The organism is Thauera sp. ZXT1-4, assembly GCF_052598215.2.
In genome coordinates this window covers 71,965-98,340 of record NZ_JBQWSN020000012.1, presented here as the reverse complement: position 1 = coordinate 98,340, position 26,376 = coordinate 71,965, and the positions used below count along the sequence as shown (strand labels likewise).

The following is a 26,376-nucleotide window of genomic DNA, read 5'->3' as shown; positions in this document are numbered from 1 at the left end:
TCGAAACAACAGAGACAACCCCAGCAGGAGAAAAACATGGCATACAGCGAAAAGGTCCTGGACCACTACGAGAACCCCCGCAACGTCGGCTCCTTCGGCAAGGATGAGGAAGGCGTGGCGACCGGCATGGTCGGCGCGCCCGCCTGTGGCGACGTCATGAAGCTGCAGATCAAGGTCGGCAAGGATGGCGTGATCGAGGACGCCAAGTTCAAGACCTATGGCTGCGGCTCGGCGATCGCATCGAGCTCGCTCGTCACCGAGTGGGTCAAGGGCAAGACCATTGATCAGGCGCTCGAGATCAAGAACACCCAGATCGCCGAAGAGCTGGCCCTGCCGCCGGTGAAGATCCACTGCTCGATCCTCGCCGAGGACGCGATCAAGGCCGCCGTGGCCGACTACAAGAAGAAGCACGACGCCTGACCGGCTCGTTCAGTACAGGAGGAATCATGGCCGTCACGCTTTCCGAATCCGCCGCCCGGCATGTGTCCACTTTCATTGCCAAGCGCGGCAAGGGGCTGGGCATCCGTCTCGGCGTGAAGACCTCGGGCTGCTCGGGCATGGCCTACAAGCTCGAGTTCGTCGACAACACCGAGGACGAGGACCTGGTCTTCGAGAGTCATGGCGTCAAGGTCGTCATCGACCCGAAGAGCCTGTCTTACCTCGATGGCACCGAACTGGACTTCGTCAAGGAAGGGCTCAACGAGGGCTTCAAGTTCAACAACCCGAACGTGAAGGATCAGTGCGGGTGCGGCGAAAGCTTCAACGTTTGAGCCGCGCGCGATGAGCATCGACCTGACGCAGGACTTCTTCGCGCTGTTCGGGCTGCCGCGCCGTTACGCGCTCGACGAGGGCGCGCTCGAGGCCGCCTGGCATACGCTGCAGTCCCAGGTGCACCCGGACCGGCACGCACACCTGCCGGACACCGAGAGGCGGCTGTCGATGCAATGGGCGACGCGGGTGAACGAGGGCTTTCGCACCCTGCGCAAGCCGCTTGCGCGCGCGCAGTACCTGCTCGAGCTGGCCGGAGTCGATGCCGCGCTGGAAACCAACACCGCAATGTCGCCCGAGTTCCTGATGGAACAGATGGAGTGGCGCGAGGCGGTGGAAGAGGCGCGCATCGCCGCCGACGCGGGCGAGCTCGAGGAGCTGCACCGCCGCCTGCTCGGTCATGCGCGTGAGGTGCGTGGCCATCTGGCCGAGCAGCTCGACACACGACACGACTACGAAGCGGCTGCCGACACCGTGCGTCGGCTGATGTTCGTGGACAAACTTCAGCAAGAAATCGACGAGGCCTTGCTGGCCCTCGAAAACGAGTAAGCACGGAACGAAGACCCGATGGCCCTGCTGCAAATCGCTGAACCCGGCATGTCCGCCGAGCCGCACAAGCACCGGCTCGCAGTGGGCATTGATCTGGGGACCACCAATTCGCTCGTCGCCACAGTGCGCAACGGCATTGCCGTCTGCCTGCCGGACGAGACTGGCCGCACCATGCTGCCGTCCGCGGTCCGCTACCTCACCGAGGGGGGGGTCGAGGTTGGCCTTGCGGCGCTCAAGGCGCAGGCGGTCGACCCGCGCAACACCATTGTCTCGGTCAAGCGCTTCATGGGGCGTGGCCTCAAGGACGTCGCCCACATCGAGGCCGTACCCTACGACTTCGAGGACGCCAAAGGCATGCTGCGCCTGCGCACCGTGCAGGGCGTGAAGAGTCCGGTGGAGGTGTCCGCCGAGATCCTGCGTCTTCTGCGCGAACGCGCGGAGGCCAGTCTGGGCGGTGCGCTCGTCGGCGCAGTCATCACCGTGCCGGCCTATTTCGACGACGCCCAGCGCCAGGCTACCAAGGATGCCGCGCGCCTGGCGGGTCTGGACGTGCTGCGTCTGCTCAACGAGCCGACCGCTGCTGCAGTGGCCTACGGTCTCGACAATGCGGCCGAAGGCGTCTATGCCGTGTACGACCTTGGCGGCGGCACCTTCGACCTCTCCATCCTCAAGCTTTCGCGCGGCGTGTTCGAGGTTTTGTCCACGAACGGCGACGCGGCCCTCGGCGGCGACGACTTCGATCATCGCCTGTTCTGCTGGATCCTCGACAAGTCCAAGATCTCGCCGCCGTCCCTGCAGGATGCGCGTCGGCTGCAGATGAAGGCGCGCGAAGCGAAGGAGCTGCTCACCAGTTGCGAGGAGGCGCCGGTGCATGTACGGCTGGCTTCGGGCGAGGAGGTGGACCTGGTGGTCACGCGCGAAGAGTTCGCCGAGATGACCGCCAACCTCGTGCAGAAGACGCTGACGCCGGTGCGCAAGGCGCTGCGCGACGCCGGACTCGCCCCGGACGAGATCAAGGGCGTGGTCATGGTCGGCGGGGCAACGCGCATGCCGCACATCCAGCGCGCGGTGGCGAACTACTTCGGCCAGGAACCGCTCACCAACCTCGACCCCGACAAGGTCGTTGCGCTGGGCGCCGCGATGCAGGCGAACGTGCTCGCGGGCAACCGTGCCGGAGAGGACGACTGGCTGCTGCTCGACGTCATTCCGCTCTCGCTCGGTCTGGAGACGATGGGCGGGCTGGTCGAGAAAGTCATCCCGCGCAACTCCACGCTGCCGATCGCGCGTGCCCAGGAATTCACCACCTTCAAGGACGGCCAGACCGCGATGGCTTTCCATGTTGTGCAGGGCGAGCGCGAGCTCGTGTCAGACTGCCGCTCGCTCGCGCGTTTTGAGTTGCGTGGCATCCCGCCGATGGTGGCGGGGGCAGCACGTATCCGGGTCACCTTCCAGGTGGACGCCGATGGTCTGCTGTCGGTGTCTGCGCGCGAGATGTCCTCTGGGGTGGAGGCGAGCGTGCTCGTAAAGCCGTCCTACGGCCTGTCCGACGACGAGATCGCGGAGATGCTGCGTTCCGGCGTCGATCACGCCGGCGACGATATGCTGGCGCGTGCGCTGCGCGAACAGCAGGTCGAGGCCGACCGGGTGATCGAGGCGGTCGCCGCAGCGCTCGACAAGGACGGTGAGTTGCTCGACGTGCAAGAGCGCGCGCGCATCGACGCCGTGCTGGCAAGCCTGCACCAGCTTCGCGCTGGCGAGGACCATCGCGCGATCAAGGCCGGCATCGACGCCGTTGCCCGCGCCACCGACGAATTTGCCGCCCGCCGTATGGACAACAGCATTCGCAGCGCGCTTGCTGGCCATAAGGTGGATGAACTGAATTTCTGAAGCACGAAACCATGACCCAGATCATCGTCCTGCCCCACGTCGAACTCTGCCCGGATGGTGGCGTCATCGACGTCGCACCCGGTACCACCATCTGCGACGGCCTGCTGGATCACGGCATCGAGATCGAACACGCTTGCGAGAAATCCTGTGCGTGCACCACCTGCCACGTGATTGTGCGCGAAGGCTTTGATTCGCTGAACGAGGCCACCGAGGATGAGGAAGACCTGCTCGACAAGGCCTGGGGCCTGGAGCCGAACTCGCGCCTGTCCTGCCAGACGGTGGTCGCTGACACGCCGCTGGTGGTCGAGATCCCGCGCTATACCATCAACATGGCTCGCGAAGGAAAGCACTGACATGAAGTGGACAGAGGTTCAGGAAATCGCCATCCAGCTCGCTGACGCGCATCCAGAGGTCGATCCGACAAAGCTGAATTTCGTCGACCTGATGAACTGGGTCATGGCGCTGCCCGAGTTCGACGACGACCCAAAGCGCTGCGGCGAGCGCATTCTCGAGGGCATCCAGCAGGCCTGGATCGACGAAGTCGCCTGAGACCGTCGCTGCGTCGACGTCAGCAACAAAAGCGATATCAGCGCGGCCGCCACCGCAGCGTCTCCCCGGCATATCGACCGGGGGCGCGCTGCGGTTTTTCTGCAACGCCCGATTCAGACCTCCGAACCCGGCAGATCCTCGCGCCTGAGCAGGAAGACCATGTCGTCTCCGCCCCGGGTGGAGAGCCAGTTGAAGGGCAGGTCGGGGAAGGCCTCTTCGACGATTGAACGGTTGTGTCCGACCTCGACTGCAAGGAGTCCGCCCCGGTTCAGGTGCGCAGCCGACTCGGCGATCAGGCGCCGCACCACATCCAATCCATCGTCGCCCGAGGCGAGGGCCATCTGCGGCTCATGCAGGTATTCCGGCGGGAGCGCGTCCATGGCCTCTGCGGTGACGTAGGGGGGATTGCTCAGGATCAGATCGAAGCTGCGCCCCTGCAGGGCTGAGAACACGTCGCTGCAGACGAGTTCGACGCGCTCTTCCAGTCCGTAGTCCTCCACATTGATGCGTGCGACCTCGAGCGCATCCGCGGAAAGGTCTGCACCCACCACCGCAGCGTGCGGGAAAGCGTGTGCCATCAGGATCGCGAGGCACCCTGAGCCGGTGCACAGGTCAAGCACACTGCCCACGGCCTCCGGGTCTTCCACCCAGGGTGCCAGCCCGTCCTCGAGCAACTCGGCGAAGAAGGACCGGGGCACGATCACGCGCGGGTCCACCGTGAAGCGGAAATCCCCCAGCCAGGCTTCACCCAGGATGTAGGCGGTCGGCAAGCGCTCGTCTGCGCGTTGTTCGATCGCCTGCAGCAGGTCGAGGCGTTCTTCCCCCGGAATGCAGGCATCGAGGAAGGGTTCAAGGCGATCGAGGGGCAGGGCGAGCGTGCCGAGGATCAGCCATACGGCCTCGTCGAAGCTGTCCTGTACGCCATGGCCGCAGAAGATGCCGGCGCGGTTGAAGCGGGTGACTGCGTAGCGCAGCCAGTCGCGGACGGTGACGAGCTCGGCAAGGGGACCGTGCTCATGTTCGTGATCGTGCTCGTCTTCCGGGTGTTCGTCGTGGTGCATCAGGGCCTCTTGGGTTCGGTGCGCGTCGCATGATCGCCGCGCACGGGATTTGGTGGGAGCGGGCTTGCCCGCGAAAGGTGTGCAGTGGGCTGAAGGCGTTACGGAGCGGCGATGTCTGGCCGGGGGCTGGTTCCTGGATTCGCCGTCGTCACATCAGGCCGTCAGCAGTCCCTCCAGGGTTCGCTCGTAGACCACCGAAAGCGGTTCGATCGCATCGAGGGAAACGCATTCGTTCACCTGGTGAATGCTTGCATTGACCGGGCCGAACTCGACCACTTCCTTGCAGATCTCGGCGATGAAGCGTCCGTCGGAGGTGCCGCCGGTGGTTGAAAGCTCGGTTTCCACACCCAGCGTATTCAGGATTGCGGCCGATAGCGCGCCGACCAGCCTGCCTCGCCCGGTGATGAAGGGTTTTCCCGACAAGTGCCAGTCGACCTCGTAGTCCAGTCCGTGGCGGTCGAGTACATCATGCGTGCGGGCCTTGAGGGTTTCGGCGCTCGACTCGGAGCTGAAACGGAAGTTGAACATCACCTCGCACACGCCCGGGATGACGTTGTTGGCGCCGGTTCCTGCGTGGATGTTGGACACCTGCCAGGTGGTGGGCGGGAAGAACGCGTTGCCCTCGTCCCAGGTGGTCGATGCCAACTCGGCCAGCGCCGGTGCGAAAAGGTGGATCGGGTTGCGCGCGAGCTGTGGATAGGCGACGTGACCCTGCTTGCCCTTGACGCGCAGCGTGCCCGAAAGCGAGCCACGCCGGCCGTTCTTGATCATGTCGCCCAAGGTCTTCACCGAGGTTGGTTCGCCAACGATGCAGTAGTCCAGGCGCTCGCCACGGGCAGCGAGCGCCTCCACCACCTTGACCGTACCGTGGGTGGCGATGCCTTCCTCATCGGAGGTAAGCAGCAACGTGATGCTCCCGTCATGTATGGGGTGCTGCGCCACGAAGCGCTCGATCGCGGTCACGAATGCCGCGAGCGAGGTCTTCATGTCGGCAGCGCCCCGTCCGTACAGCATGCCCTCGCGCTCGGTGGGTGCGAAGGGCGGAGTGGTCCAGGCCTCGGTCGGTCCGGGAGGTACCACGTCGGTGTGGCCGGCGAAGCAGAGCACGGGCGTCGCGGTTCCGCGCCGCGCCCACAGATTGCTGACGCCGCCGGTGTCGATGCGCTCGATCGTGAACCCGAGCGGGCGCAGCCGGTCGGTGATCAGTTCGAGGCAGCCTGCATCGTCGGGCGTGACGGATGGGCGAGCGATGAGCGCACGGGCCAGGGCCCGCGTGGAAAGGTCTTCTGTCATGGGGGTCTCGGGCACGACCGGCAGTGCGGCCGCGCCTCAGTACGTGCTCAGTTGTTGTTCAGGTCGAGCGTGAACTCCTGGAACGAGGCGCCGTCCGGCGAACTCGCTTCGAAGTCCATCGCTTTCGGCGTCCGAACCTGTGTCGATTTCAGCTCTGCGCTCTGGATCTGCGCGTTGTTGATCAGCCAGTGCAGGTTCGTGGGCGAGTCGGCGTTGGCCAGCGCCTCTTCCAGCGTGACCTGCTTTTCGATGTAGAGCCGGTACAGTGCCTGTTCGAAGGTCTGCGAGCCGGGCGCCAGCGATTGCTCCATGGCCTCCTTGATGCCGTTCAGTTCGCCACGTTCGATCAACTCGGCAGTGTGGCGGGTGTTCATCAGGATCTCCACTGCGGGAATGCGCTTGCCGTCGGGCTTGCGCACCAGCCGCTGGGAGACGATGCAGCGCAGGGCGACGGCGAGGTCCAGGTAGAGCAGCTGACGGTTCTCCAGCGGGAAGAAGTTCACGATGCGGTTGAGGGCATGGTAGGCGTTGTTCGCGTGCAGCGTTGCGAGGCAGAGATGGCCCGTCTGCGAATACGAGATCGCTGCCTGCATGGTTTCCCGGTCGCGGATCTCACCGATCAGGATGCAGTCCGGGGCCTGGCGCATGGCATTGCGCAAAGCCTCGTTCCAGCTCTTGGTGTCGATGCCGACCTCGCGCTGGTTCACCACCGACTTGCGGTGTCTGAACAGGTACTCGATCGGGTCCTCCACCGTGAGGATGTGACCGCTGCGGCTCCCGTTGCGGTGGTCGAGCATGGAGGCCAGTGTGGTGGATTTGCCCGAGCCGGTCGCCCCTACCACGAGCACGAGGCCGCGCTTTTCCATCACCACTTCATTGAGCACCGGCGGCATCCCCAGGCTCTCGATGGTCGGGATATCGCTCTGAATGTAGCGCACCACCACTGCCATCGAGTTGCGTTGCCAGAACACGTTGACCCGGAAGTTGCCCAGGTCCCGACGACCGAAGGAGAGGTTGAGTTCCCGATCCTTTTCGAGGGTGGTCATCTGCGCCGGGGTGATGGCCTCGGTCAGCATGCGCTGGATCATCAGCGGATCCATCATCTGCTGATTGATCGGCATGGTGTGCCCCTGGATCTTGATGTGGATCGGGGCGCCTGCAGTGATGAAGAGGTCCGAGGCCTTTTTCTCGGCCATCAGCTGGAAGAGACTGTCGAAAATCATGGCGTCAAGGTCCCGGACAAAAGATCGTGAGCATCGCAGGAGCGCCTCTTCCGCGCGCGCAAGGTCATCGCGGCAGAGGCGCGCCTACGGAGTGAATCAAGCGCCGCGAAGCAACTCGTTGATGCCGGTCTTGGCGCGCGTCTGGGCGTCCACCTTCTTCACGATCACCGCGCAGTAAAGGCTGTACTTGCCGCAGGCCGAGGGCAGGCTGCCGGGCACCACGACCGCGCCCGCCGGCACACGGCCGTAGGTGATTTCGCCGGTTTCGCGATCGTAGATCTTGGTGCTCATGCCGATATACACGCCCATCGACAGCACTGCGTTCTCCTCGATGATCACGCCTTCCACCACCTCGGAACGCGCGCCGACGAAGACGTTGTCCTCGATGATCACCGGGCCGGCCTGCACCGGTTCGAGCACGCCGCCGATGCCGACACCGCCCGACAGGTGCACGTTCTTGCCGATCTGCGCGCAGGAGCCGACCGTGGCCCAGGTGTCGACCATCGTGCCTTCATCGACGTAGGCACCGATGTTCACATAGGACGGCATCAGCACCACGTTCCTGCCGATGAAGCTTCCCTTGCGTGCGACCGCCGGCGGCACCACGCGGAAGCCGCCTTCGCGGAACTGCTCTGGCGTGTAGTCGCCGAACTTGGTCGCCACCTTGTCGAAGAAGTTGAGGCCGCCGGCCTGTACCACCTCGTTGTCACGCAGGCGGAAGGAGATCAGCACGGCTTTCTTGATCCACTGGTTGACCACCCACTGGCCGTCCTTCTTCTCGGCCACGCGCAGCGTGCCGGCGTCCAGGCCGGCAATGACCTCTTCCACCGCATTGCGGATCTCGGCCGGGGCGGAGGCGGGCGACAGGCTGGCGCGGTTTTCGAAAGCGTCGTCGATGATCGGTTTCAGAGCGTGCATGTGGGAAATCTCTCTCAGAGTGTTTTGCAGAAATCGATGATGCGCTCGGCCGCCTCGACGCACTCGTGCGTGTCGGCCACCAGCGCGATGCGCACGAAGCCGGCGCCCGGATTTACGCCATTGGCTTCGCGGGCGAGGAAGCTGCCCGGCAGGACCGTCACATTATATTCAGCCTGCAGACGGCGGGCGAACTCGGTGTCCGGGATCGGTGTGCGCACCCAGTAGTAGAAGCCTGCGTCCGGCAGTGACACCGGCAGCCAGGGCTGCAGCATGGGCGTGATGCGGGCGAACTTGTCGCGGTAGAGGCGGCGGTTCTCCTCGACATGCTCCTCGTCGTTCCACGCCACCACCGAGGCGGCCTGCACTGCCGGGTTGAGCGCGCAGCCGTGGTAGGTGCGGTACAACAGGAAGTCCTTCAGGATCCGCGCATCGCCTGCCACGAAGCCAGAGCGCATGCCGGGCACGTTCGAGCGCTTGGACAGGCTGGAGAACATCACCACGTTGCGAAAATCCGTGCGCCCCAGACGCCAGGCCGCCTCCAGGCCGCCGATCGGCCTGGCGTCGTCGTCGAAGTAGATCTCGGAATAGCACTCGTCGGCAGCGATCACGAAGCCGTAGCGGTCAGACAGCTCGAACAGCGTCTTCCACTCCTCGAGCTTCAGCAGCCGCCCGGTGGGGTTGCCCGGCGAACACACATAGACGAGCTGGACGTCGCGCCAGACGGCCTCGTCGATGCTGCCGAAATCCGAGCCGAAGCCGTTCTCGGGCAGGTTGTTGATGAAGATCGGCTCGGCGTTGGCGAGCAGGGCCGCCCCCTCGTAGATCTGATAGAAGGGGTTCGGGCACAGGACCTTGGCGCCGGGTTTCGTGCCATCGACCACGCATTGCGCGAAGGCGAACAGTGCCTCGCGCGTGCCCGCGACCGGGATCACCTGCGTTGCCGGGTCGATCTTCGGCAAGCCAAAGCGGCGTTCGAGCCAGTGCGCGATCGCGCCGCGCAGCGCGTCACTCCCGAGCGTCGCGGGGTAGCTCGACAGGCCGCCAAGGTTGTCGGCCAGCGTCTGGCGGATGAAGCCCGGCGTCGGGTGCTGCGGCTCGCCGATCGACAGCCGGATCGGTTTCAGGTGCGCGGGCGGCTCGATGCCTGCGAACAGCGCGCGCAGTTTCTCGAAGGGGTAGGTCTGCAGGCGGGCAAGATTCGGATTCACTTTGATACGGATCGGGTACGCGCTGGGCGCGTCCGCGCGAAGTCGGGATGGGCGGAAATGGTATCATGCGCAGCCTTTCCGACCGCCCTGCGACGCGTTCGCGCGCGCTCTCCGCCTGGTTCCGACGTGCGTCTCTCCAAGCTCAAACTCGCCGGTTTCAAGACCTTCGTCGACCCGACCACGGTGCTTACGCCCGGCAACCTCGTCGGCGTGGTGGGACCCAATGGCTGCGGCAAGTCCAACATCATCGACGCGGTACGCTGGGTGCTGGGCGAAACGCGGGCCTCCGCGCTGCGCGGCGAGTCGATGCAGGACGTTATTTTCAACGGCTCGACGACGCGCAAGGCGGTATCGCGTGCGAGCGTGGAGCTGGTGTTCGACAATGCCGAGGGCAAGGCTGCGGGGCAGTGGTCGCGCTACGCCGAGATTTCGGTCAAGCGCGTGCTCGACCGTTCGGGCGAGTCGACCTATTACATCAACAACGTGCACGTCCGCCGCAAGGACGTCATCGACCTGTTCCTCGGCACCGGCCTGGGTCCGCGCGCCTACGCGATCATCGAGCAGGGCATGATCTCTCGCATCATCGAGGCGCGCCCGGAAGAGATCCGTGGCTTCCTCGAGGAGGCGGCGGGCGTCACCAAATACCGTGAGCGGCGCAAGGAGACCGAGGGGCGGCTGCGTGACGCGCGCGACAACCTGGCCCGCCTGGACGACATCCGCATGGAACTGGGCGAGCGCATCGGCCACCTCGAGGGGCAGGCCGAAGTGGCGGCTCGGTACCAGCAGCTCAGCGCCGTCCACACCGAGCGGCAGCAGTTGCTCTGGTTGCTCAAGCGCAACGAGGCACGTGATGCGCACGCGCGGATCGCGGCCGAGCTCGGTGAAGCCGCCCGCCGGGTCGAGCTCGACAGCGAGCGTCTGCAAAGTCTGGAGACGGCAATCGAAACCTGCCGCGACGCCCACTTCCAGGCGTCGGAGTCGGTCCATGAAGCGCAGAACGACCTGTTCGCCGTCAGCGCCGAGGTGAGCCGGCTCGAGACCGAGCTCCAGCACCTGGGCGAGGCGCGCAAGCGGCTCGAAGCGCGCATCACTCAGCTCGGGCTTGACCATGCGCACTGGCAGGCGCGCCGCGAGGGACTGGCGGGCGACCATGAGCGCTGGGCGGAACTGGCGCTCAATGCGGCGATGCGTGCGGAGCAGGCCGAGGCGCGCCATGCGGAGATCGCCGACCGTGTGCCGGAGCTTGATGCGGCACGCCAGGCGGCGGATACGACGGTCGCCGCAGCGCGCCGCGAACTGGCGCAGACCGAACAGCAGCTGCGGGTGGAGGAGGCGAACCGCGCGAGCGCTCACCGCGCGCTCGAGGCCCTGCAGCAGCGGCGCGGCCGGCTCGAGGCCGAGCGCGCCGCGATTACCGGTCCGGACGCGTGCGCATTGCTCGAGCGCGAGGCGCGGCTGGAGGCGCTGCAGGAAGCGTCCGAGCAGGCGCACCAGGAACTGGGCGCTTTGCAGGCACGCCTGCCGGATGTGCAGGCGGCGCTCAAGACGGCGCTCGAGCGAGAACGCGCTGCGCAGCGCAACCTCACCGAACTGCGCGCGCGGCGGGACGCGCTGGTCCAGTTGCAGGCTCGGGTGCAGGCACAGGGCAAGCTCGGGGACTGGCTCAAGCGTCACCGACTCGAGCAGCTCCCGCCGCTGTGGGAGTTCCTGCAGGTGAAGGCTGGCTGGGATGCCGCGGTCGAGGCCGTGCTGCGCGAAAGATTGTCCGCGCTGATCGCGCCCGATGAAACAGCCGCGCGGTCCGCCGCGCACAGCCTGCTCGACGAGGCCCCGCCGGAATCGGTCGCGATCGGTCTCGGGCTGGCGCAGCAGGTCGCAGATTCGCCCGCGAACGAGGTGGCCTTGGCAGGGACCGTGCCGCTCGGCACGCTGGTGACCTGCATACGGGCAGAGCTCGCACCATTGCTGGAGGATCTGCTTGAAGGCTGCTACGCGGTCGAGGCCCTCGCCCCGTGGATTGCCCGCCATGCAGAGCTTCCCGTGGGCGTAAGGCTGGTCGGTGCGCAGGGTCAGGTGCTCACGCGCGCAAGCCTTTCGTACCATGCGCCCGACACCCGCACGCACGGCGTCATCGAGCGCCAGCGCGAGATCGAGAGTCTTGCCCATGCGCAGCAGACACTGGAGGAAGAGGCGCTGATCGCGCATGACGCGCTGCACGCGGCCGAGGCCGCGGCGAGTGATGTGCAGGAGCGCATTGGCGCGCTGCGCAAGGACGCGCAGGCGGTGCAGTCGCAGGTCCATGCCGAGCAGGTCGAGGTGCTCAAGCTCGCGCAGGCCCGCAGTCGGGCCGAAGAGCGCCGCAGCCAGCTGGTGCGCGACCTGGAGGATGTATTGCATCTCGAAGGCACCGAGCGAGAGCACCTCACGCGGGCCGAGCTGGAGCAGGCGCGCGCTGCAGAGCTGGCGGCGCTTCAGCGTGAGCGCCTGGAGGCTGCCAGCGAGATCCTGCGCGATCGGGAGCAGGCGCTGCGCGAGGCGCGCGCGCTGGAACAGTCTGCGGGCCGGGAGCTTCAGGAAGCCCGCTTCTCCGAGCGTGAGTGCGCGGGCAAGCTCGACGATATCGCTCGTAACCGGCAACTCGCCGAGGAGCAGCTTGCACGCATCGAAAGCGAAAGCCGCACCCGCGAGGCCGAGCTTGAAGCGACCGATGACCGCCGCGGTACCGAGGCCCTGCACACGGCGCTCGAACTGCGCACCCGCCGCGAGGCAGCGTTGGCCGCGCGGCGCGACGCGCTGGCCGATGCGGCCGCCGCCCTGAAGCAGGTGGAGGAGGCGCGCCTGCGCACGGAACACGAGGCTGCACCGATCCGCAGCCGCGTGGCCGAGTTGCGTCTGGCCCTGCAGGCCGCCGAGCTGTCGGTGCAGCAGTTCGAGGAGCGCCTGATCGAGGTGAAGGCGGATGAAGCCGCACTCACGCCCCTGCTTCAGGAGGGGCCGAAGGAAGGCAGTCTGCAGCGTGAGCTTGCCCGGCTTGCACGAGAGATCGCTGACCTGGGCGCGGTGAACCTGGCTGCGCTGGACGAGTTGAAGAGTGCAGCGGAACGCAAGGGCTACCTCGATGCTCAGACCGAAGACCTGCTGCAGGCGATCGACACGCTTGAAGATGCGATCCGTCGCATCGACAGGGAAACGCGCGAGCAGTTGCAGGAGACCTACAATACGGTCAATCGCCAGTTTGCGGCGCTGTTCCCGCAGCTGTTCGGCGGCGGACGGGCGGAGCTGGTGCTGACCGGCGAGGAGATCCTCGACGCGGGCATCCAGATCGTGGCGCAACCGCCGGGCAAGAAGAACGCGTCCATCCACCTGCTGTCGGGGGGCGAAAAGGCGCTGACCGCGATTGCGCTGGTGTTCTCGATGTTCCAGCTCAACCCGGCGCCCTTCTGCATGCTTGACGAGGTGGATGCGCCGCTGGACGATACGAACACCGAGCGCTATGCGAACATGGTCAAGCGCATGTCATCGCAGACGCAGTTCATCTTCATCAGTCACAGCAAGATCACGATGGAGTATGCACAGCAGCTTGTGGGGGTGACGATGCAGGAACAGGGCGTTTCGCGCGTCGTGGAAGTGGATATCGAAGAGGCGCTGCGCCTGGCCGATCCGGTCGCGGCGTAGGGCATACGGGGCAAGACGGAGTCTTTCGGAAAACTCATGGACAGCGAACTTCAGATCGCGCTGGTTGCAGTCGGAATCGGCGCGGTGGTACTGGTGGTCGGCTACAACAAGTGGCAGGAGCGCAAGCACCAGCGCAACGCCGAGCGCGCCTTCAGGTCGGAGCACCGCGATGTGCTGCTCGAGCCGCGCGCCGACGCGGAGGGTGGGGGCGGGTCGGCGCGCCGGGAGCCCGGCGAGTTCCGCGTGGGCAGCGAGTTGGACAACGCTGCGCGGCGCGTCAGTGAAGCGCCCTTGCGACGCAGCGCGCCCGACCTGCCGCGTCTGCTGGATGCTCGCGCAGATTGCGTGATCCGGCTCGAGACGATCGAAGCGCTGGAGGTTTCGCGCGTCTGGAACGAACAGATCGCCCAGCTCGCGGGCCTGAGCAAGCCGGTGCGCTGGTTCGGCTTCAAGGACACCGAGAACCTCTGGCAGCAGCTCGGCCCCGACAGCGAAGGCACGTGCAACTGGTTCTGTGCGGCGCTCCAGCTCGTGGACCGGCATGGATCGATCGGTGAAACCGATTTCATGCGCTTTACCGGCGGCGTGCAGCGCGTAGCGGATGCCTTGATGGCGCTCCCGCCGGGTTTGCCGCCGCGGGCCGAAACCCTGAAGCACGCCGCTGAGCTCGACCGCTTCTGCGCGGATGTGGATGTGCAGATCGGCGTGAATATCGTCGCCCGCGACGGCCAGTTCGAAGGCGGTGAGATCCGGCGCCAGGCGGAACGCCTCGGCCTGACCCTGGGCGAGGATGGCTGCTTCCATGCGATCGACGGCACCAGCAGCCAGTTCATGCTTGCGAACCTCGACGCCGGGCTGTTCTCGCGCGACAACCTCGACAAGCTTGTCACGCCCGGCATCACGCTGGTGATCGACGTCCCGCGTGTCGCGCACGGCGCCCAGGTCTTCGAGCGCATGATGCACACCGCGAACGAGCTCGCGCGCGCGCTCGACGGCGATGTGGTCGATGACAACCGCGCGCCTTTCGGTACGGATGCGGCAGCGCTGATCCGGGTGCAGATCGAGCAGTTTCAGGCACGCATGGCCGAGTCCGATCTTCCCGCGGGCGGTCCGCTCGCGCAGCGCCTGTTCTCGCACTGATGGATCTCTTCGATCAGGCATCGGGCGCCAGCGAGGGCGACCCGGAAGCGCGTGCGGCCGCACTGCGGGCGGAGATCGCGCGTCACGACCACGCCTATTACGTGCTGGATGCACCGACCATTCCGGATGCGGAGTATGACCGCCTGTTCCGCGAATTGCAGGCGCTGGAGGCTGCGCATCCAGCGTTGCGCACGCCCGATTCGCCAACGGTGCGCGTGGCGGGCAAGCCGCTGTCGCAGTTCCCCCCGGTGCGCCATCGCGTGCCGATGCTGTCGATCCGCACCGAGACCGACACCGAGGCAAGCGGCGCCTTCAGCTTCGACGCGCGGGTGCGGAGCGCACTCAAGCTCGAGGATGCGGATCCGCCAGTGGAATACGCAGCCGAACTGAAGTTCGACGGCCTCGCGATCAGCCTGCGCTACGAGCAGGGCCTGCTGGTACAGGCGGCCACGCGGGGGGATGGTGAGACTGGAGAGGATGTCACCAGCAACGTGCGCACGATGAAGGCTGTCCCCTTGCGCCTGCGCGGCGAGGCGCCGCCGGTGCTCGAGGTCCGTGGCGAGGTCTACATGCGCCGCGCGGACTTCGAGCGCCTGAATGCACGCCAGGCAGAGGCAGGCGAGAAGACCTTCGTCAACCCGCGCAACGCTGCCGCAGGCAGCATCCGCCAGCTCGACCCTGCCATCGCTGCGCGCCGTCCCTTGTCCTTCTACGCCTACGGCCTGGGGGATGTGGAGGGCTGGCAGGTACCCGACACCCACGCCGGCGTGCTTGACGCGATCGCCGACTTCGGGCTGCCGGTGTGCGCGCACCGTGCAGTGGTGCAGGGTGCGCAGGGGCTGGCGGATTTCCACGCCCGCATCGCCGGGTTGCGCGACAGCCTGCCCTTCGACATCGACGGCGTGGTGTACAAGGTCAACGCGCGTGCGCTGCAGCAGCAGCTGGGTTTCGTCACCCGTGAACCGCGCTGGGCGGTGGCGCACAAGTACCCGGCGCAGGAAGCGGTGACGCTGCTGCGCGATATCGAAGTGCAGGTCGGTCGCACCGGGGCGCTGACCCCTGTGGCGCGACTCGACCCCGTGTTTGTCGGCGGGGTGACGCTCACGAATGCCACCTTGCACAATCAGGACGAGATCGACCGCAAGGATGTGCGCATCGGTGACTGGGTCATCGTACGCCGTGCCGGTGACGTGATCCCCGAGGTGGTTGCGCCGGTGGTGGAGCGGCGAACGACCGAGTTGCCACGCTTCGTACTGCTCGAGCGCTTTCCCGTCTGTCCAGTATGCGGTTCGCACGTCGTACGAGGCGAGGACGAGGCAGTGGCGCGTTGTACCGGGGGACTGTTCTGTCCTGCGCAGCGCAAGCAGGCCTTGCTGCACTTCGCGGGGCGTCGCGCGATGGACATCGAGGGCCTCGGCGACAAGCTCGTCGATCAGCTGGTCGATGCGGCGATCGTCAAGACGCCGGTCGATCTCTACCGGCTGGGCGTGCTCGCGCTGGCCAACCTGGAGCGCATGGGCGAGAAGTCGGCGCAGAACCTGCTCGCGGCGATCGAGAAGAGCCGTGCGACGACGCTTGCGCGCTTCATCTTCGCGCTCGGCATCCGCAACGTGGGCGAGGCGACCGCACGCGACCTGGCACGTTATTTCGGCAAGCTGGAAGCCCTGATGGCGGCCGACGTCGATGCCTTGCAGCAGGTGCCGGATGTGGGCCCCATCGTGGCGAATGCGATCGCCGCGTTCTTCGCCGAGCCGCATAACCGCGAGGTCATCGAGCAGCTGCGCGCTGCGGGCCTGCACTGGGAAGAGGGCGAGCCCGCCGCGGCCGCTGCGGGTGCGCTGGCCGGCAAGACCTTCGTGCTGACCGGTACGCTGCCGACGCTGACGCGGGACGAGGCCAAGGCGCTGATCGAGGCGCGCGGCGGCAAGGTCGCGGGCTCCGTCTCGAAGAAGACGCACTACGTGGTGGCTGGTGCGGAGGCCGGCTCGAAGCTCGACAAGGCGCAGGCGCTCGGGGTCGCGATCCTCGAAGAGGACGGCTTGCTGCGGCTGCTGAGCGAATCGGATACAAACGGTGGATGCGCACCGGCGCGGACGGGCGCATGATGGCGCCCGCTGCGTTGCGGCATCCTTTCAATCTGGGAGAGCAATAAGAAATGAAGAAGGTCACCAAGGCAGTGTTTCCGGTTGCCGGCATGGGCACGCGCTTCCTGCCCGCCACCAAGGCGAGCCCGAAGGAGATGCTGCCGATCGTGGACAAGCCGCTGATCCAGTACGCGGTCGAGGAGGCCGTGGCGGCGGGCATCACCGACATGATCTTCATCACCGGGCGCACCAAGCGCTCGATCGAGGACCACTTCGACAAGGCCTACGAGCTTGAGACCGAGCTCGAGGCGCGCGGCAAGAAGGAGTTGCTCGACATCGTGCGCAAGACGGTGCCGAAGGGTGTCAACTGCATCTACATCCGCCAGTCGGAAGCGCTCGGCCTTGGCCACGCGGTGATGTGCGCCAGCCATGTGGTGAGCGACGAGGCCTTTGCGGTGATCCTCGCGGACGACCTGCTCGACAACAAGGACAAGACGCCGGTACTGAAGCAGATGGTGGATGTTTACAACTATCACCGCTGTTCGGTGCTCGGCACCATGAACGTGCCCCGCGAGGAAACCCGCAGCTACGGCATCGTCAGCACCGAGTCCGACAAGGGGCAGGTGCAGCGTATGACCGGCATCGTCGAGAAGCCGAAGCCCGAGGATGCACCGACGACGCAGGCGGTCGTCGGACGCTACATCCTGACCCCGCGCATCTTCGACCACATCCGCGCGCTGAAGCCGGGTGCCGGCGGCGAATACCAGCTCACCGATGCAATCGCCTCGCTGCTGAAGGAGGAGGCGGTGCTGGCCTATCAGTTCGACGGTGTCCGCTACGACTGTGGCTCCAAGCTCGGCTACCTGAAGGCGACGATCGAGTTCGGCCTGCGCCATCCCGAGACCGGCGCGGAGTTCGCGCAGTACCTGAGCGGCCGCTTCGGCGCGGAAACGGGCGGCGGCAAGAAGAAGTAGGCGCGGGGGGCTTTCGCAGGTTCTTGGCGGACAAGGCCGCTTCTGCGCCAGAGTCCCCAGTCCGGTGGGGGTTTTCGCGGGCCTGCCCGCGAATGAATGCGCCGCTCGCTCCGATCTGCATGTAGATGGAGCGGAGCATTCGCGATGACTGGAAAGAAGAGGCCCCGGCGGGACAATCCCGGCGGGGCCTCGGCGCATTCGGTGCGGGTGCAGGGCTTGGGCGCTGCACCCGATGGCGGGCGATCCGGCTCAGGCGGCCTTGGCCGCGCGCTTGCGGTCGGTTTCCTTGAGGTGGCGCTTGCGCAGGCGGATGTTCTTGGGCGTGATCTCGACCAGTTCGTCGTCGGCGATGAACTCGATCGCGGACTCGAGGGTGAGTGCGATCGGCGTGATCAGGCGCACGGCTTCGTCGGTGCCGGAGGCGCGCACGTTGGTGAGCTGCTTGCCCTTGATCGGGTTGACGACGAGGTCGTTGTCGCGTGTGTGGATGCCGATGATCATGCCTTCGTACAGCGCTTCGCCCGGGCTCACGAACATGCGGCCACGGTCCTGCAGGTTCCACAGCGCGTAGGCCACCGCCTCGCCGTCGTTCTGCGAGATCAGTACGCCGTTGCGGCGCTCGGCCATCGGGCCGGCCATCGGGCCGTAGTCATCGAAGACGTGGCTGGCGAGGCCGGTGCCGCGCGTCATGGTGAGGAACTCACCCTGGAAGCCGATCAGGCCGCGGGCCGGAATGCGGTACTCGAGGCGCACGCGGCCCTTGCCGTCCGGTTGCATGTCCTGCAGCTCGCCACGGCGACGGCCAAGCTCTTCCATCACGCCGCCCTGGTGGTCTTCCTCGACGTCGACGGTGAGCATCTCGTAGGGCTCGCATTTCACCCCGTCGATTTCCTTGTACACCACGCGCGGGCGGCCCACAGCGAGCTCGTAGCCTTCGCGGCGCATGTTCTCGAGCAGGATGGTGAGGTGCAGTTCGCCCCGGCCGGAAACCTCGAACACATCCGAGTCGCCGGTGTAGTTCACGCGCAGGGCGACGTTCTTGAGCAGTTCCTTTTCCAGGCGCTCGCGGATCTGGCGGCTGGTGACGTACTTGCCTTCACGGCCGGCGAGCGGCGAGGTGTTGACCATGAAGTTCATCGTCAGCGTGGGCTCGTCGACCGCGATCGGCGTCATGCCCTCGAGGCAATCGGGGTCGCAGAGGGTAACGCCGATGTTGACCTGCTGAATGCCCGCGATCAGCACGATGTCGCCAGCTTCGGCCATCTCGGAGGGTTTGCGCTCCAGGCCTTCGAAGGTAAGGATCTGGCTGACCTTGCCCTTGCCGCGGTTCTCTTCGCCGTACATGACGACGACTTCCTGGTTGGGACGCACGCGGCCGCGCTTGATGCGGCCGATCCCGAGCTGACCCATGTAGGTCGAGTAGTCGAGCGAGCAGACCTGGATCTGCAGCGGACCGCTGGCGTCGACTTCCGGTGCAGGCACGTGCTCGAGGATGGCCTCGAACAGCGGGCGCATGTCCTTCCGCTCATCGCCCTCGTTGATCACCGCGAAGCCATTGAGGCCCGAGGCGTAGATCACCGGGAAGTCGAGCTGCTCCTCGGTGGCGCCGAGCTTGTCGAACAGGTCGAAGGTGTGGTTGATCACCCAGTCCGGGCGCGCCCCCGGACGGTCGATCTTGTTGATGACGACGATCGGCTTCAGGCCCAGCGCAAGTGCCTTGCGGGTCACGAAGCGGGTTTGCGGCATCGGACCTTCGACCGCGTCGACGAGCAGCAGCACGCTGTCGACCATCGACAGCACGCGCTCCACCTCGCCGCCGAAGTCCGCGTGGCCCGGGGTGTCGACGATGTTGATGTGGGTGTCGCCGTACTGGATTGCACAGTTCTTCGACAGGATGGTGATGCCACGTTCCTTCTCGATGTCACCCGAGTCCATGACGCGTTCTGCGACCTGCTGGTTATCGCGGAAGGTGCCGGACTGGCGCAGGAGCTGGTCGACGAGGGTGGTCTTGCCATGATCGACGTGGGCGATGATGGCGATGTTGCGAATGGCGCGGGACATGGAGGAGGGCGTGGGAAGTCTTTGAAAGGGCGAGGATTCTACCATGACGCACCGCAGCGCAACACGAAATCTCGAGGTCGCCTGTCCGCATGTTAAGATCCCGCGCCCGAATCTGAGAGGTCATCGAATGCTTGCGATCATTGGCGGTAGCGGACTCACACAGCTGTCGAACATGGAGATCGAGCGCCGGGAGGTCGCACGCACACCCTTCGGCGAGCCTTCCGGCGCGCTTGTATTCGGGCGTATGTGCGGCGACGAGGTGGTGTTTCTGGCGCGTCACGGCTATGGCCACACGATTCCGCCCCACCTCGTGAATTACCGCGCCAACATCTGGGCGCTGAAGGAAGCGGGCGTCACTGGCGTGGTGTCGGTCGCGTCGGTTGGCAGCATCCGCATCGACCTGCCACCCGGAACGCTGCTCGTGCCGCATCAGATCATCGACTACACCTGGGGGCGCGCAAGCACCTTCTTCGAAGGCGGCGACAGCCCCGTGCGCCACATCGATTTCACCCACCCCTACGATGACGCCTTGCGCCAGCGTCTGCTTGCGGCCATCCAGGCGGCAGGCGAGGCGGCCGTGGATGGGGGCGTGTATGCGACAACGCAGGGTCCGCGTCTGGAGACTGCCGCCGAGATCGATCGTTTCGAGCGCGACGGTGCGGACATCGTGGGCATGACCGGCATGCCCGAGGCCTCTCTGGCGCGGGAGCTCGATCTGCCGTATGCCGCGATCGGCGTGGTGGTCAATTATGCTGCGGGCCGTTCCGCAAGCGAGCACGGCATCCACTTCGATGACATCGAGCTCGTGCTGCAGGAATCGATGGTGCGGGTGCGCAACGTACTCGAGTGCCTGTGCAAAGTGTGAGGGTGAAAAAGATGAAGCGTCTCGAGAGCGCGTTCGAGCACGTGCTGTTCACCAGCCGGTGGCTGATGGCGCCAGTTTATTTCGGCCTGGTGCTGGCGATGGTGCTGCTGCTGGTGAAGTTCACCAAAGAGCTCTATGGATTGTTCGCCCACATCTGGTCCGCGACGGGCGGAGAGCTGATCATCGGCGTGCTTTCGCTGGTGGATGTGGCGCTGATCATGAATCTGCTGGTGATCATCATCTTCAGCGGTTACGAGAACTTCGTCTCGAAGATGGAGGACCTGCACTCGCATCGTGATCGCCCCGAGTGGATGGGCCACATCGGGTTTTCCGACCTCAAGCTCAAGCTCATCGGTTCGATCGTGGCGATCTCCGGGATCGAGCTGCTCAAGGCCTTCATGAACGCGCACAACCTGACCGACCGTCAACTCGGCTGGATGGTCGGTATCCATGTGACCTTCCTGTTCTCGGGGCTGTTGTACGCCGCCATGGACAGGCTGTCGGGGAAAGGGCACTGAAGCGCGGGTGCGCGCAGGCCTGCCCGCCGTTCAGATCTGCAGACGGTCGAGCAACTCGCGCTCGATCCTGAGCACCTGCGCATCCTGTGCGAGCACCTGCCCGGTGAGCAGGAAGGTGTCTTCCACGCGCTCGCCCAGGGTCGCGATCTTCGCAGTGTGCAGGCGGATGCCGTGATCGGCCAGCACCCCGGCTACGTCGAAGAGCAGGCCTGGCCGGTCGGCCGCGGTCAGTGAAAGCACGTAGTGACGCCCGGCCTCGTCGGGCAGGATGCTGACCTGGGGCGTGATCGGGAAGTGCTTGACCTGACGTGACATGCGCCCGCGTGAGGGACGCTCGGGAAGGCCGGGTTTCTGCAGGCGAGCGCAGAGTTCGTGCTCGATCAGGGTGACGATGTCTCGGTACGCGGCCTGCTGGCCCGGGTCCTGGAGCATGAAGCTGTCCAGCGCGTAGCCGTGGCGCGTGGTGTGCACCTTGGCGTCCAGGATCGTGAAGCCCATGCGACCGAAGAAGCCGGTCAGGCGTACGAAGAGATCCTTCTGGTCGCGGGTGAACACCATCACCTGCACGCCATCTTCGCCCTCGGCGACGCGCGCCTTGACCACCGGCTCGTTGGCGTCGCAGCGGTAATAGAGCACGCGCGTGTGCCAGGCGATCTCTTCCGCCGAGTGGCGCATGAAGTACACCGGGTCCAGTCTGGACCAGAGCGCTTCTTCGACGCCCGGCCGCAGGCCGTGAAAACGCAGCTGCCGGCGCGCATCTTCGAGGCGGTCGTCCAGTCCGAGCGCTTCCTGCGGTGTGGCGCCGCGCAGCAGGCGCCGCGTGGCGAAGAAGAGATCTTCCAGCAGTTTGCCCTTCCAGCCGTTCCAGACCTTGGGGCTGGTGCCGCGCACATCGGCGTGGGTGAGCAGGTAGAGCGCGATCAGGCGGCGCTCATTCGCCACCGTGTCGGCAAAGCGGCGGATCACCTCCGGGTCGGACGTGTCTTCCTTTTGTGCCACGTGCGACATCGTGAGATGGTGTTCGACCAGCCACACCACCAGTTTGGTGTCTTCCTCGGTCAGGCGGTGCTGCACGCAGAACTCGCGTGCATCGGCCATGCCTAGCTTGGAGTGGTCGCCCCCGCGGCCTTTGGCGATGTCATGGAACAGTGCGGCGACATAGAGCAGCCAGTGGCGCTCGAAGCCCATGATCAAACGGGTCATCAGCGGGTACTCGTGCGCATGCTCGCCCATCGTGAAGCGGCGCATGTTGCGCAGAACCATGAGGATGTGCTGATCGACGGTATAGACGTGGAACAGGTCGTGCTGCATCTGACCGACGATGCGCCGCCACGCGGGGATGTAGCGCGAGAGGATGCCGTACTCGTTCATGCGCCGGAATGCATGCAGCACGCCGCGCTTCTGCTGCAGAATCTGCAGGAACAGCGCCTGGTTTTCCGTGTTATTGCGGAATGCGGCATTGACCCGCTTGCGGTTCGACCATAGTGCCCGCAGCGTGCGCGCTGTCATGCCCTTGAGCTCGGAGCGCTGCTCAAGCAGCAGGAAGCATTCGAGCAGCGCCGAGGGGTGACGTTCGAACACGTCTTCCTCGCGCAGGTCGAGCAGTTCCCGCACTGCCTGGAAGCGAGGATTGATCACGATCGCGGCGCCGCGGTCGGGGCAGATCTCGCTGCCGTAGTTCTGCAGCAGCAAGGTGTTGAGCTGAAGCACCATCTTCGCGTTGACGTAGTAGCGCTGCATCAGCACTTCGGACGCCCGCCGCACCGCGGTGGCTTCGATGCCGAGGATGCGCGCGATCTTCTCCTGGTGGTCGAAGAGCAGGCGATCCTCGGCGCGCCCCGCGAGATGGTGCAGGCGGATACGGAGATGCTGCAGGAAGCGCTCGGCGTTGCGCAGCTCGCTTGCCTCGCCGCCGGTGATCAGGCGTCGGCGTGCGAGCTCCCGCCAGTTGCGCCCCAGGCCTGCGGCACGGGCGATCCAGCCCAGCATCTGGATGTCGCGCAGGCCGCCAGGACTTTCCTTGCAGTTGGGCTCAAGTGCGTAGGGCGTGTCGTTGAAACGTGCGTAACGCTGCTCCTGCTCGAGCAGCTTGGCCTTGAAGAAGGCACGCACGTCGAGACTCTCGCGGTAGCGACGCTCGAGCAAGGCGAAGAGTTGCGCGCTGCCGGTGATCAGCCTCGCCTCCAGCAGGCTGGTCTGCACCGTGATGTCGTCGGCCGCCGTGCTCAGGCATTCCTCTACCGTACGCACAGCGTGACCGATCTCCAGCCCCATGTCCCACAAGGCGCCGACCAGGGCGGAGAGCTTGCCCTGCATGGCTGCGTCCGACGGTTCCTGCAGCAGTATCAGTACGTCTACGTCCGAGGCCGGGAAAAGCTCCCCGCGACCATACCCGCCGACTGCGACCACCGCGGCCTCGGTGGGCATGCCGCAGGCGGTCCAGAGCGCAGCGAGCTCACGGTCGACCAGTTCGGCACGGCCCTGCAGCAGGTTCGCCGTGTGCGGGTGTTCCTCATACGCGGCGCGCAGGGCCGCCATGCCCTCGGCAATCCTCTGCCGGGCAGCGGGGATGTGGTCCGGCAAGGGGCAGGTTGCGGTGTCGTTCATTCGGCTCGGTCGCCCGGCGTCTCTCAGGCGAAGCGTTCGGCAACCAGTGCGGGTGGAGGCGGGCATTTCTCGGACAGGGTCAGCACCTCGACGCCGGTTTCGGTGACCACGACCGTGTGCTCCCACTGTGCCGAAAGGCTGCGATCCTTGGTGACGATGGTCCAGCCGTCGGGGAGCTCGGAGATCGCCGCCTTGCCGGCGTTGATCATCGGCTCGATGGTGAAGATCATGCCGGGTTTGAGCTCGGGCCCGGTGCCGGCCTTGCCGTAGTGGAGTACCTGCGGATCCTCGTGGAACTTGCGGCCGATGCCGTGGCCGCAGAACTCCCGCACGACCGAGAAGCCGTTTCCTTCGGCGTGCTTCTGGATCACCGCGCCGATGTCGCCGAGTCGTCCGCCCGGTTTGACCGCGGCGATACCGAGCCACATGCATTCGTAGGTGATCTGGCTCAGCCGGCGGGCGATGATGCTCGCAGCGTTCGCTCCGCCCACGAGGAACATCCGGCTGGTGTCACCATGGAAGCCGTCCTTGATCACGGTGATGTCGAGGTTGACGATGTCGCCCTTCTTCAGCGCCTTGTCGCTCGGCACGCCATGGCAGACCTGGTGGTTGATCGAGGTGCAGATTGACTTGGGGTAGGGTGTATAGCCCGGGGGGGCATAATTCAGCGGCGCGGGCACGGTCCCTTGCACGTTCACCATGTAGTCATGGCACAGGCGGTCGAGCTCCGCTGTCGTGACGCCGGGCGCGACATGGGGCTCGATGTAGTCGAGTACCTCGGCCGCCAGCCGGCAGGCGACGCGCATTTTCTCGATCTCTTCTTCGGTCTTGATGACGATGCTCATTCGATGGTCTTCTGTTGCGGGGGCTGGAAGGTGTCTAGGCTAGCGCAAGCCACCCTTCCGCGGCAAACATCCATCCTGGAACATGTTGAGCGCAGCTTGCGACGCGTGCTAGTATCGCGGGCTTGTCTGCTTGGGCAGGCAAAATCCGCACGTCCTGCGGCAAAGGGGTCCGTACGGTGTGTGTCCGTCCTGGTGACGGCATGCTTCGGACGGCAGGAACTGCAGCGCCATGTTTGCACCCGCTCGGGTGTGGATGGGCTCGGCATCCGCAGGGCGGAGGTTCAACCCTTCGAAAACTTGGAGTATCAAATGTCCGTAACGATGCGTCAGATGCTGGAAGCCGGCGTCCACTTCGGTCACCAGACCCGCTTCTGGAATCCGCGCATGGCCCCTTTCATTTTCGGCCAGCGCAACAAGATCCACATCGTCAACCTCGAGAAGACGATGGTGAAGTACAACGAAGCCATGGACTTCGTGCGCAAGCTCGCGGCCAACCGCGGCAACATCATGTTCGTCAGCACCAAGCGTCAGGCGCGCGAGATCATCGCCGAGGAAGCGCAGCGCGCCGGCATGCCCTATGTTGACGAGCGCTGGCTCGGCGGCATGCTGACCAACTTCAAGACCGTCAAGCAGTCGATCAAGCGTCTGAAGGAAGTCGAGGCGATGATGGAAGACGGCTCGATCGAGCGTCTGTCCAAGCGTGAAGCGCTGACCGTTCGCCGCGAACTCGAGAAACTGCAGAAGTCGATCGGCGGCATCAAGGAAATGGGCGGTCTGCCGGACGCACTGTTCATCATCGACGTCGGCTATCACAAGATCGCCATCACCGAAGCGCAGAAGCTCGGGATCCCGGTCGTGGCCGTGGTCGACACGAACCACTCGCCCGAGGGTGTGGATTACATCATCCCGGGTAACGACGACTCCTCGCGTGCCATCCGTCTGTACGCCCGTGGCGTAGCCGATGCCGTGCTGCAGGGCCGCAGCCAGGTGCTGCAGGAAATCGTCGATGCCGGCGGCGACGAGTTCGTCGAGGTCGAGGAAGAAGGCACGCAAGAGCAGGCCTGATCCTCAGCGAAGGGGGCCCGAGGGGCCCCTTTTGCAATCCGGGTGGTGGGCGCGGCCGGCGACATGCCAGCTGTAACCCGCCCCGGAAAGAATTCAGGCTTCCGCTCCCGGGTCATGTGCCCGTGCGGGGCGGTAGCCGCAACCCGAACGTCAACCCAGATACATTCAGGAGCTAGCATGGCGGAAATCACCGCAAGCATGGTCAAGGAACTGCGCGAGAAGACCGACGCGCCGATGATGGAGTGCAAGAAGGCACTGACCGAGGCCGGTGGGGACATGGCCAAGGCCGAAGAGATCCTGCGCGTCAAGCTCGGCAACAAGGCAACCAAGGCCGCGGCCCGCGTGGCTGCCGAAGGCGTGGTCGGCATCGACATCTCGGCCGATGGCAAGCTGGGCTCGATCATCGAGGTTAACTGCGAGACCGACTTCGTCGCCAAGAACGACGACTTCCTCGCCCTGGTGCAAAACTGCGCCGGTCTCGTGTCCGCGAGCAACCCCGCCGACGTCGCCGCACTGTCGGCGCTGCCGCTGGGCGAAGGTACCGTCGAATCGACCCGCAGCGCGCTGGTCGGCAAGATCGGCGAGAACATGTCGATCCGCCGTTTCACCCGCGTCGAAGCCAAGGGCCAGTTGTTCTCGTACATCCACGGCGGCGCCAAGATCGGCGTGCTGCTGGACCTGGTCGGCGGTGACGAGCAACTCGGCAAGGACATCGCGATGCACATTGCCGCCTCCAAGCCGAAGGCGCTGGACGCGTCGGGCGTTTCCCAGGATCTGATCGACGCCGAGCGCCGCATCGCGATCGAGAAAGCCCGCGCCGACAACAAGCCCGAAGCGATGCTGGAAAAGATCGCCGATGGCACGGTGCAGAAGTTCCTGAAAGACGTCACCCTGCTGGCGCAGGTGTTCGTCAAGGCCGAAGACGGCAAGCAGACCATCGAGCAGTTGCTCAAGGCCAAGGGTGCATCGGTCGCGAGCTTCGCGCTGTACCTCGTTGGCGAAGGCATCGAGAAGAAGGTCACCGACTTCGCTGCCGAGGTGGCCGAGCAGGCCGCCGCTGCCGCTGCGGCCAAGCAGTAAGGAGAT

Annotated in this window: 22 protein-coding genes; 14 read left to right on the top strand and 8 right to left on the bottom strand. The window is 65.5% G+C overall.

Translation table 11 applies throughout. The annotated features are described in order from the left end of the window. Nucleotides 1-36 precede the first annotated feature (36 nt). The 6 genes from iscU to iscX are packed head-to-tail and all read left to right on the top strand — an operon-like array spanning nucleotide 37 to nucleotide 3,753. Nucleotides 37-420 (top strand): Fe-S cluster assembly scaffold IscU, encoded by a 384-nt coding sequence (gene iscU, locus ACUH78_RS11355; RefSeq protein ID WP_418362716.1) that lies wholly within the window; start codon nucleotides 37-39, stop codon nucleotides 418-420. Between the two features lie 26 nt (nucleotides 421-446). Beyond that, a complete protein-coding gene (gene iscA, locus ACUH78_RS11350) occupies nucleotides 447-770 on the top strand; it encodes an iron-sulfur cluster assembly protein IscA (protein WP_418362717.1) in 324 nt (107 codons plus the stop codon). Between the two features lie 10 nt (nucleotides 771-780). After that, complete coding sequence (gene hscB, locus ACUH78_RS11345) at nucleotides 781-1,317, top strand: Fe-S protein assembly co-chaperone HscB (protein WP_445333504.1); 537 nt, start codon at nucleotides 781-783, stop codon at nucleotides 1,315-1,317. An 18-nt stretch (nucleotides 1,318-1,335) separates the two neighbouring features. Then, nucleotides 1,336-3,204 carry a Fe-S protein assembly chaperone HscA gene (gene hscA, locus ACUH78_RS11340; RefSeq protein WP_445333503.1) on the top strand — a complete coding sequence of 623 codons (1,869 nt, stop codon included), beginning with the start codon at nucleotides 1,336-1,338 and terminating at the stop codon, nucleotides 3,202-3,204. A gap of 11 nt (nucleotides 3,205-3,215) precedes the next feature. After that, nucleotides 3,216-3,557 carry an ISC system 2Fe-2S type ferredoxin gene (gene fdx / locus ACUH78_RS11335; protein ID WP_445333502.1) on the top strand — a complete coding sequence of 114 codons (342 nt, stop codon included), beginning with the start codon at nucleotides 3,216-3,218 and terminating at the stop codon, nucleotides 3,555-3,557. Between the two features lies 1 nt (nucleotide 3,558). Beyond that, complete coding sequence (iscX, locus tag ACUH78_RS11330; RefSeq protein ID WP_418362721.1) at nucleotides 3,559-3,753, top strand: Fe-S cluster assembly protein IscX; 195 nt, start codon at nucleotides 3,559-3,561, stop codon at nucleotides 3,751-3,753. A 113-nt stretch (nucleotides 3,754-3,866) separates the two neighbouring features. Here iscX and prmB read toward each other — a convergent pair whose 3' ends face one another. From prmB to dapC, 5 genes are all read right to left on the bottom strand, one after another. Then, nucleotides 3,867-4,814 carry a 50S ribosomal protein L3 N(5)-glutamine methyltransferase gene (prmB, locus tag ACUH78_RS11325; protein WP_445333501.1) on the bottom strand — a complete coding sequence of 316 codons (948 nt, stop codon included), beginning with the start codon at nucleotides 4,812-4,814 and terminating at the stop codon, nucleotides 3,867-3,869. Between the two features lie 153 nt (nucleotides 4,815-4,967). Further along, entirely contained in the window at nucleotides 4,968-6,107 is a 1,140-nt protein-coding gene (dapE, locus tag ACUH78_RS11320; protein ID WP_445333500.1) for a succinyl-diaminopimelate desuccinylase, read from the bottom strand. Between the two features lie 47 nt (nucleotides 6,108-6,154). Beyond that, nucleotides 6,155-7,330 carry a PilT/PilU family type 4a pilus ATPase gene (locus tag ACUH78_RS11315; protein ID WP_445333499.1) on the bottom strand — a complete coding sequence of 392 codons (1,176 nt, stop codon included), beginning with the start codon at nucleotides 7,328-7,330 and terminating at the stop codon, nucleotides 6,155-6,157. A gap of 96 nt (nucleotides 7,331-7,426) precedes the next feature. Then, complete coding sequence (gene dapD / locus ACUH78_RS11310; protein WP_445333498.1) at nucleotides 7,427-8,248, bottom strand: 2,3,4,5-tetrahydropyridine-2,6-dicarboxylate N-succinyltransferase; 822 nt, start codon at nucleotides 8,246-8,248, stop codon at nucleotides 7,427-7,429. Between the two features lie 14 nt (nucleotides 8,249-8,262). After that, entirely contained in the window at nucleotides 8,263-9,456 is a 1,194-nt protein-coding gene (dapC, locus tag ACUH78_RS11305; protein WP_418362726.1) for a succinyldiaminopimelate transaminase, read from the bottom strand. 126 nt (nucleotides 9,457-9,582) lie between these two features. Between dapC and smc the strand changes: the two genes are divergently transcribed. Genes smc through galU form a run of 4 tightly spaced genes read left to right on the top strand, consistent with a single transcriptional unit; the run spans nucleotide 9,583 to nucleotide 17,329 of the window. After that, entirely contained in the window at nucleotides 9,583-13,131 is a 3,549-nt protein-coding gene (gene smc, locus ACUH78_RS11300; RefSeq protein WP_445333497.1) for a chromosome segregation protein SMC, read from the top strand. Nucleotides 13,132-13,167: 36 nt separating this feature from the next. Further along, on the top strand, nucleotides 13,168-14,271 hold the full coding sequence (locus ACUH78_RS11295; protein WP_445333496.1) for a cell division protein ZipA: 1,104 nt from the start codon (nucleotides 13,168-13,170) through the stop codon (nucleotides 14,269-14,271). After that, complete coding sequence (gene ligA, locus ACUH78_RS11290) at nucleotides 14,271-16,376, top strand: NAD-dependent DNA ligase LigA (protein ID WP_445333495.1); 2,106 nt, start codon at nucleotides 14,271-14,273, stop codon at nucleotides 16,374-16,376. Before ACUH78_RS11295 ends, ligA begins: the two co-directional genes overlap by 1 nt. Before the next feature lie 50 nt (nucleotides 16,377-16,426). Continuing rightward, on the top strand, nucleotides 16,427-17,329 hold the full coding sequence (gene galU / locus ACUH78_RS11285; protein ID WP_435749850.1) for a UTP--glucose-1-phosphate uridylyltransferase GalU: 903 nt from the start codon (nucleotides 16,427-16,429) through the stop codon (nucleotides 17,327-17,329). Nucleotides 17,330-17,578: 249 nt separating this feature from the next. Here the strand turns inward: galU and typA are convergent, their stop codons facing one another. Next, the gene (gene typA, locus ACUH78_RS11280; protein ID WP_418362731.1) at nucleotides 17,579-19,390 is read right to left on the bottom strand and encodes a translational GTPase TypA; all 1,812 of its coding nucleotides are present in this window, start codon (nucleotides 19,388-19,390) and stop codon (nucleotides 17,579-17,581) included. 127 nt (nucleotides 19,391-19,517) lie between these two features. On the opposite strand from typA, the gene ACUH78_RS11275 reads away from it, so the two are divergent. Continuing rightward, the gene (locus tag ACUH78_RS11275) at nucleotides 19,518-20,255 is read left to right on the top strand and encodes an S-methyl-5'-thioinosine phosphorylase (RefSeq protein WP_435749851.1); all 738 of its coding nucleotides are present in this window, start codon (nucleotides 19,518-19,520) and stop codon (nucleotides 20,253-20,255) included. 11 nt (nucleotides 20,256-20,266) lie between these two features. After that, complete coding sequence (locus ACUH78_RS11270; protein WP_418362733.1) at nucleotides 20,267-20,773, top strand: TIGR00645 family protein; 507 nt, start codon at nucleotides 20,267-20,269, stop codon at nucleotides 20,771-20,773. Between the two features lie 30 nt (nucleotides 20,774-20,803). On the opposite strand, the gene ACUH78_RS11265 is transcribed toward ACUH78_RS11270, so the two are convergent. Next, a complete protein-coding gene (locus tag ACUH78_RS11265) occupies nucleotides 20,804-23,380 on the bottom strand; it encodes a [protein-PII] uridylyltransferase (RefSeq protein ID WP_445333494.1) in 2,577 nt (858 codons plus the stop codon). 23 nt (nucleotides 23,381-23,403) lie between these two features. Then, a complete protein-coding gene (gene map, locus ACUH78_RS11260) occupies nucleotides 23,404-24,225 on the bottom strand; it encodes a type I methionyl aminopeptidase (protein ID WP_435749853.1) in 822 nt (273 codons plus the stop codon). A gap of 309 nt (nucleotides 24,226-24,534) precedes the next feature. On the opposite strand from map, the gene rpsB reads away from it, so the two are divergent. Next, complete coding sequence (gene rpsB / locus ACUH78_RS11255; protein ID WP_418362736.1) at nucleotides 24,535-25,290, top strand: 30S ribosomal protein S2; 756 nt, start codon at nucleotides 24,535-24,537, stop codon at nucleotides 25,288-25,290. Nucleotides 25,291-25,467: 177 nt separating this feature from the next. Then, nucleotides 25,468-26,370 carry a translation elongation factor Ts gene (gene tsf / locus ACUH78_RS11250; RefSeq protein WP_418362737.1) on the top strand — a complete coding sequence of 301 codons (903 nt, stop codon included), beginning with the start codon at nucleotides 25,468-25,470 and terminating at the stop codon, nucleotides 26,368-26,370. The last annotated feature ends 6 nt before the right edge of the window (nucleotides 26,371-26,376 follow it).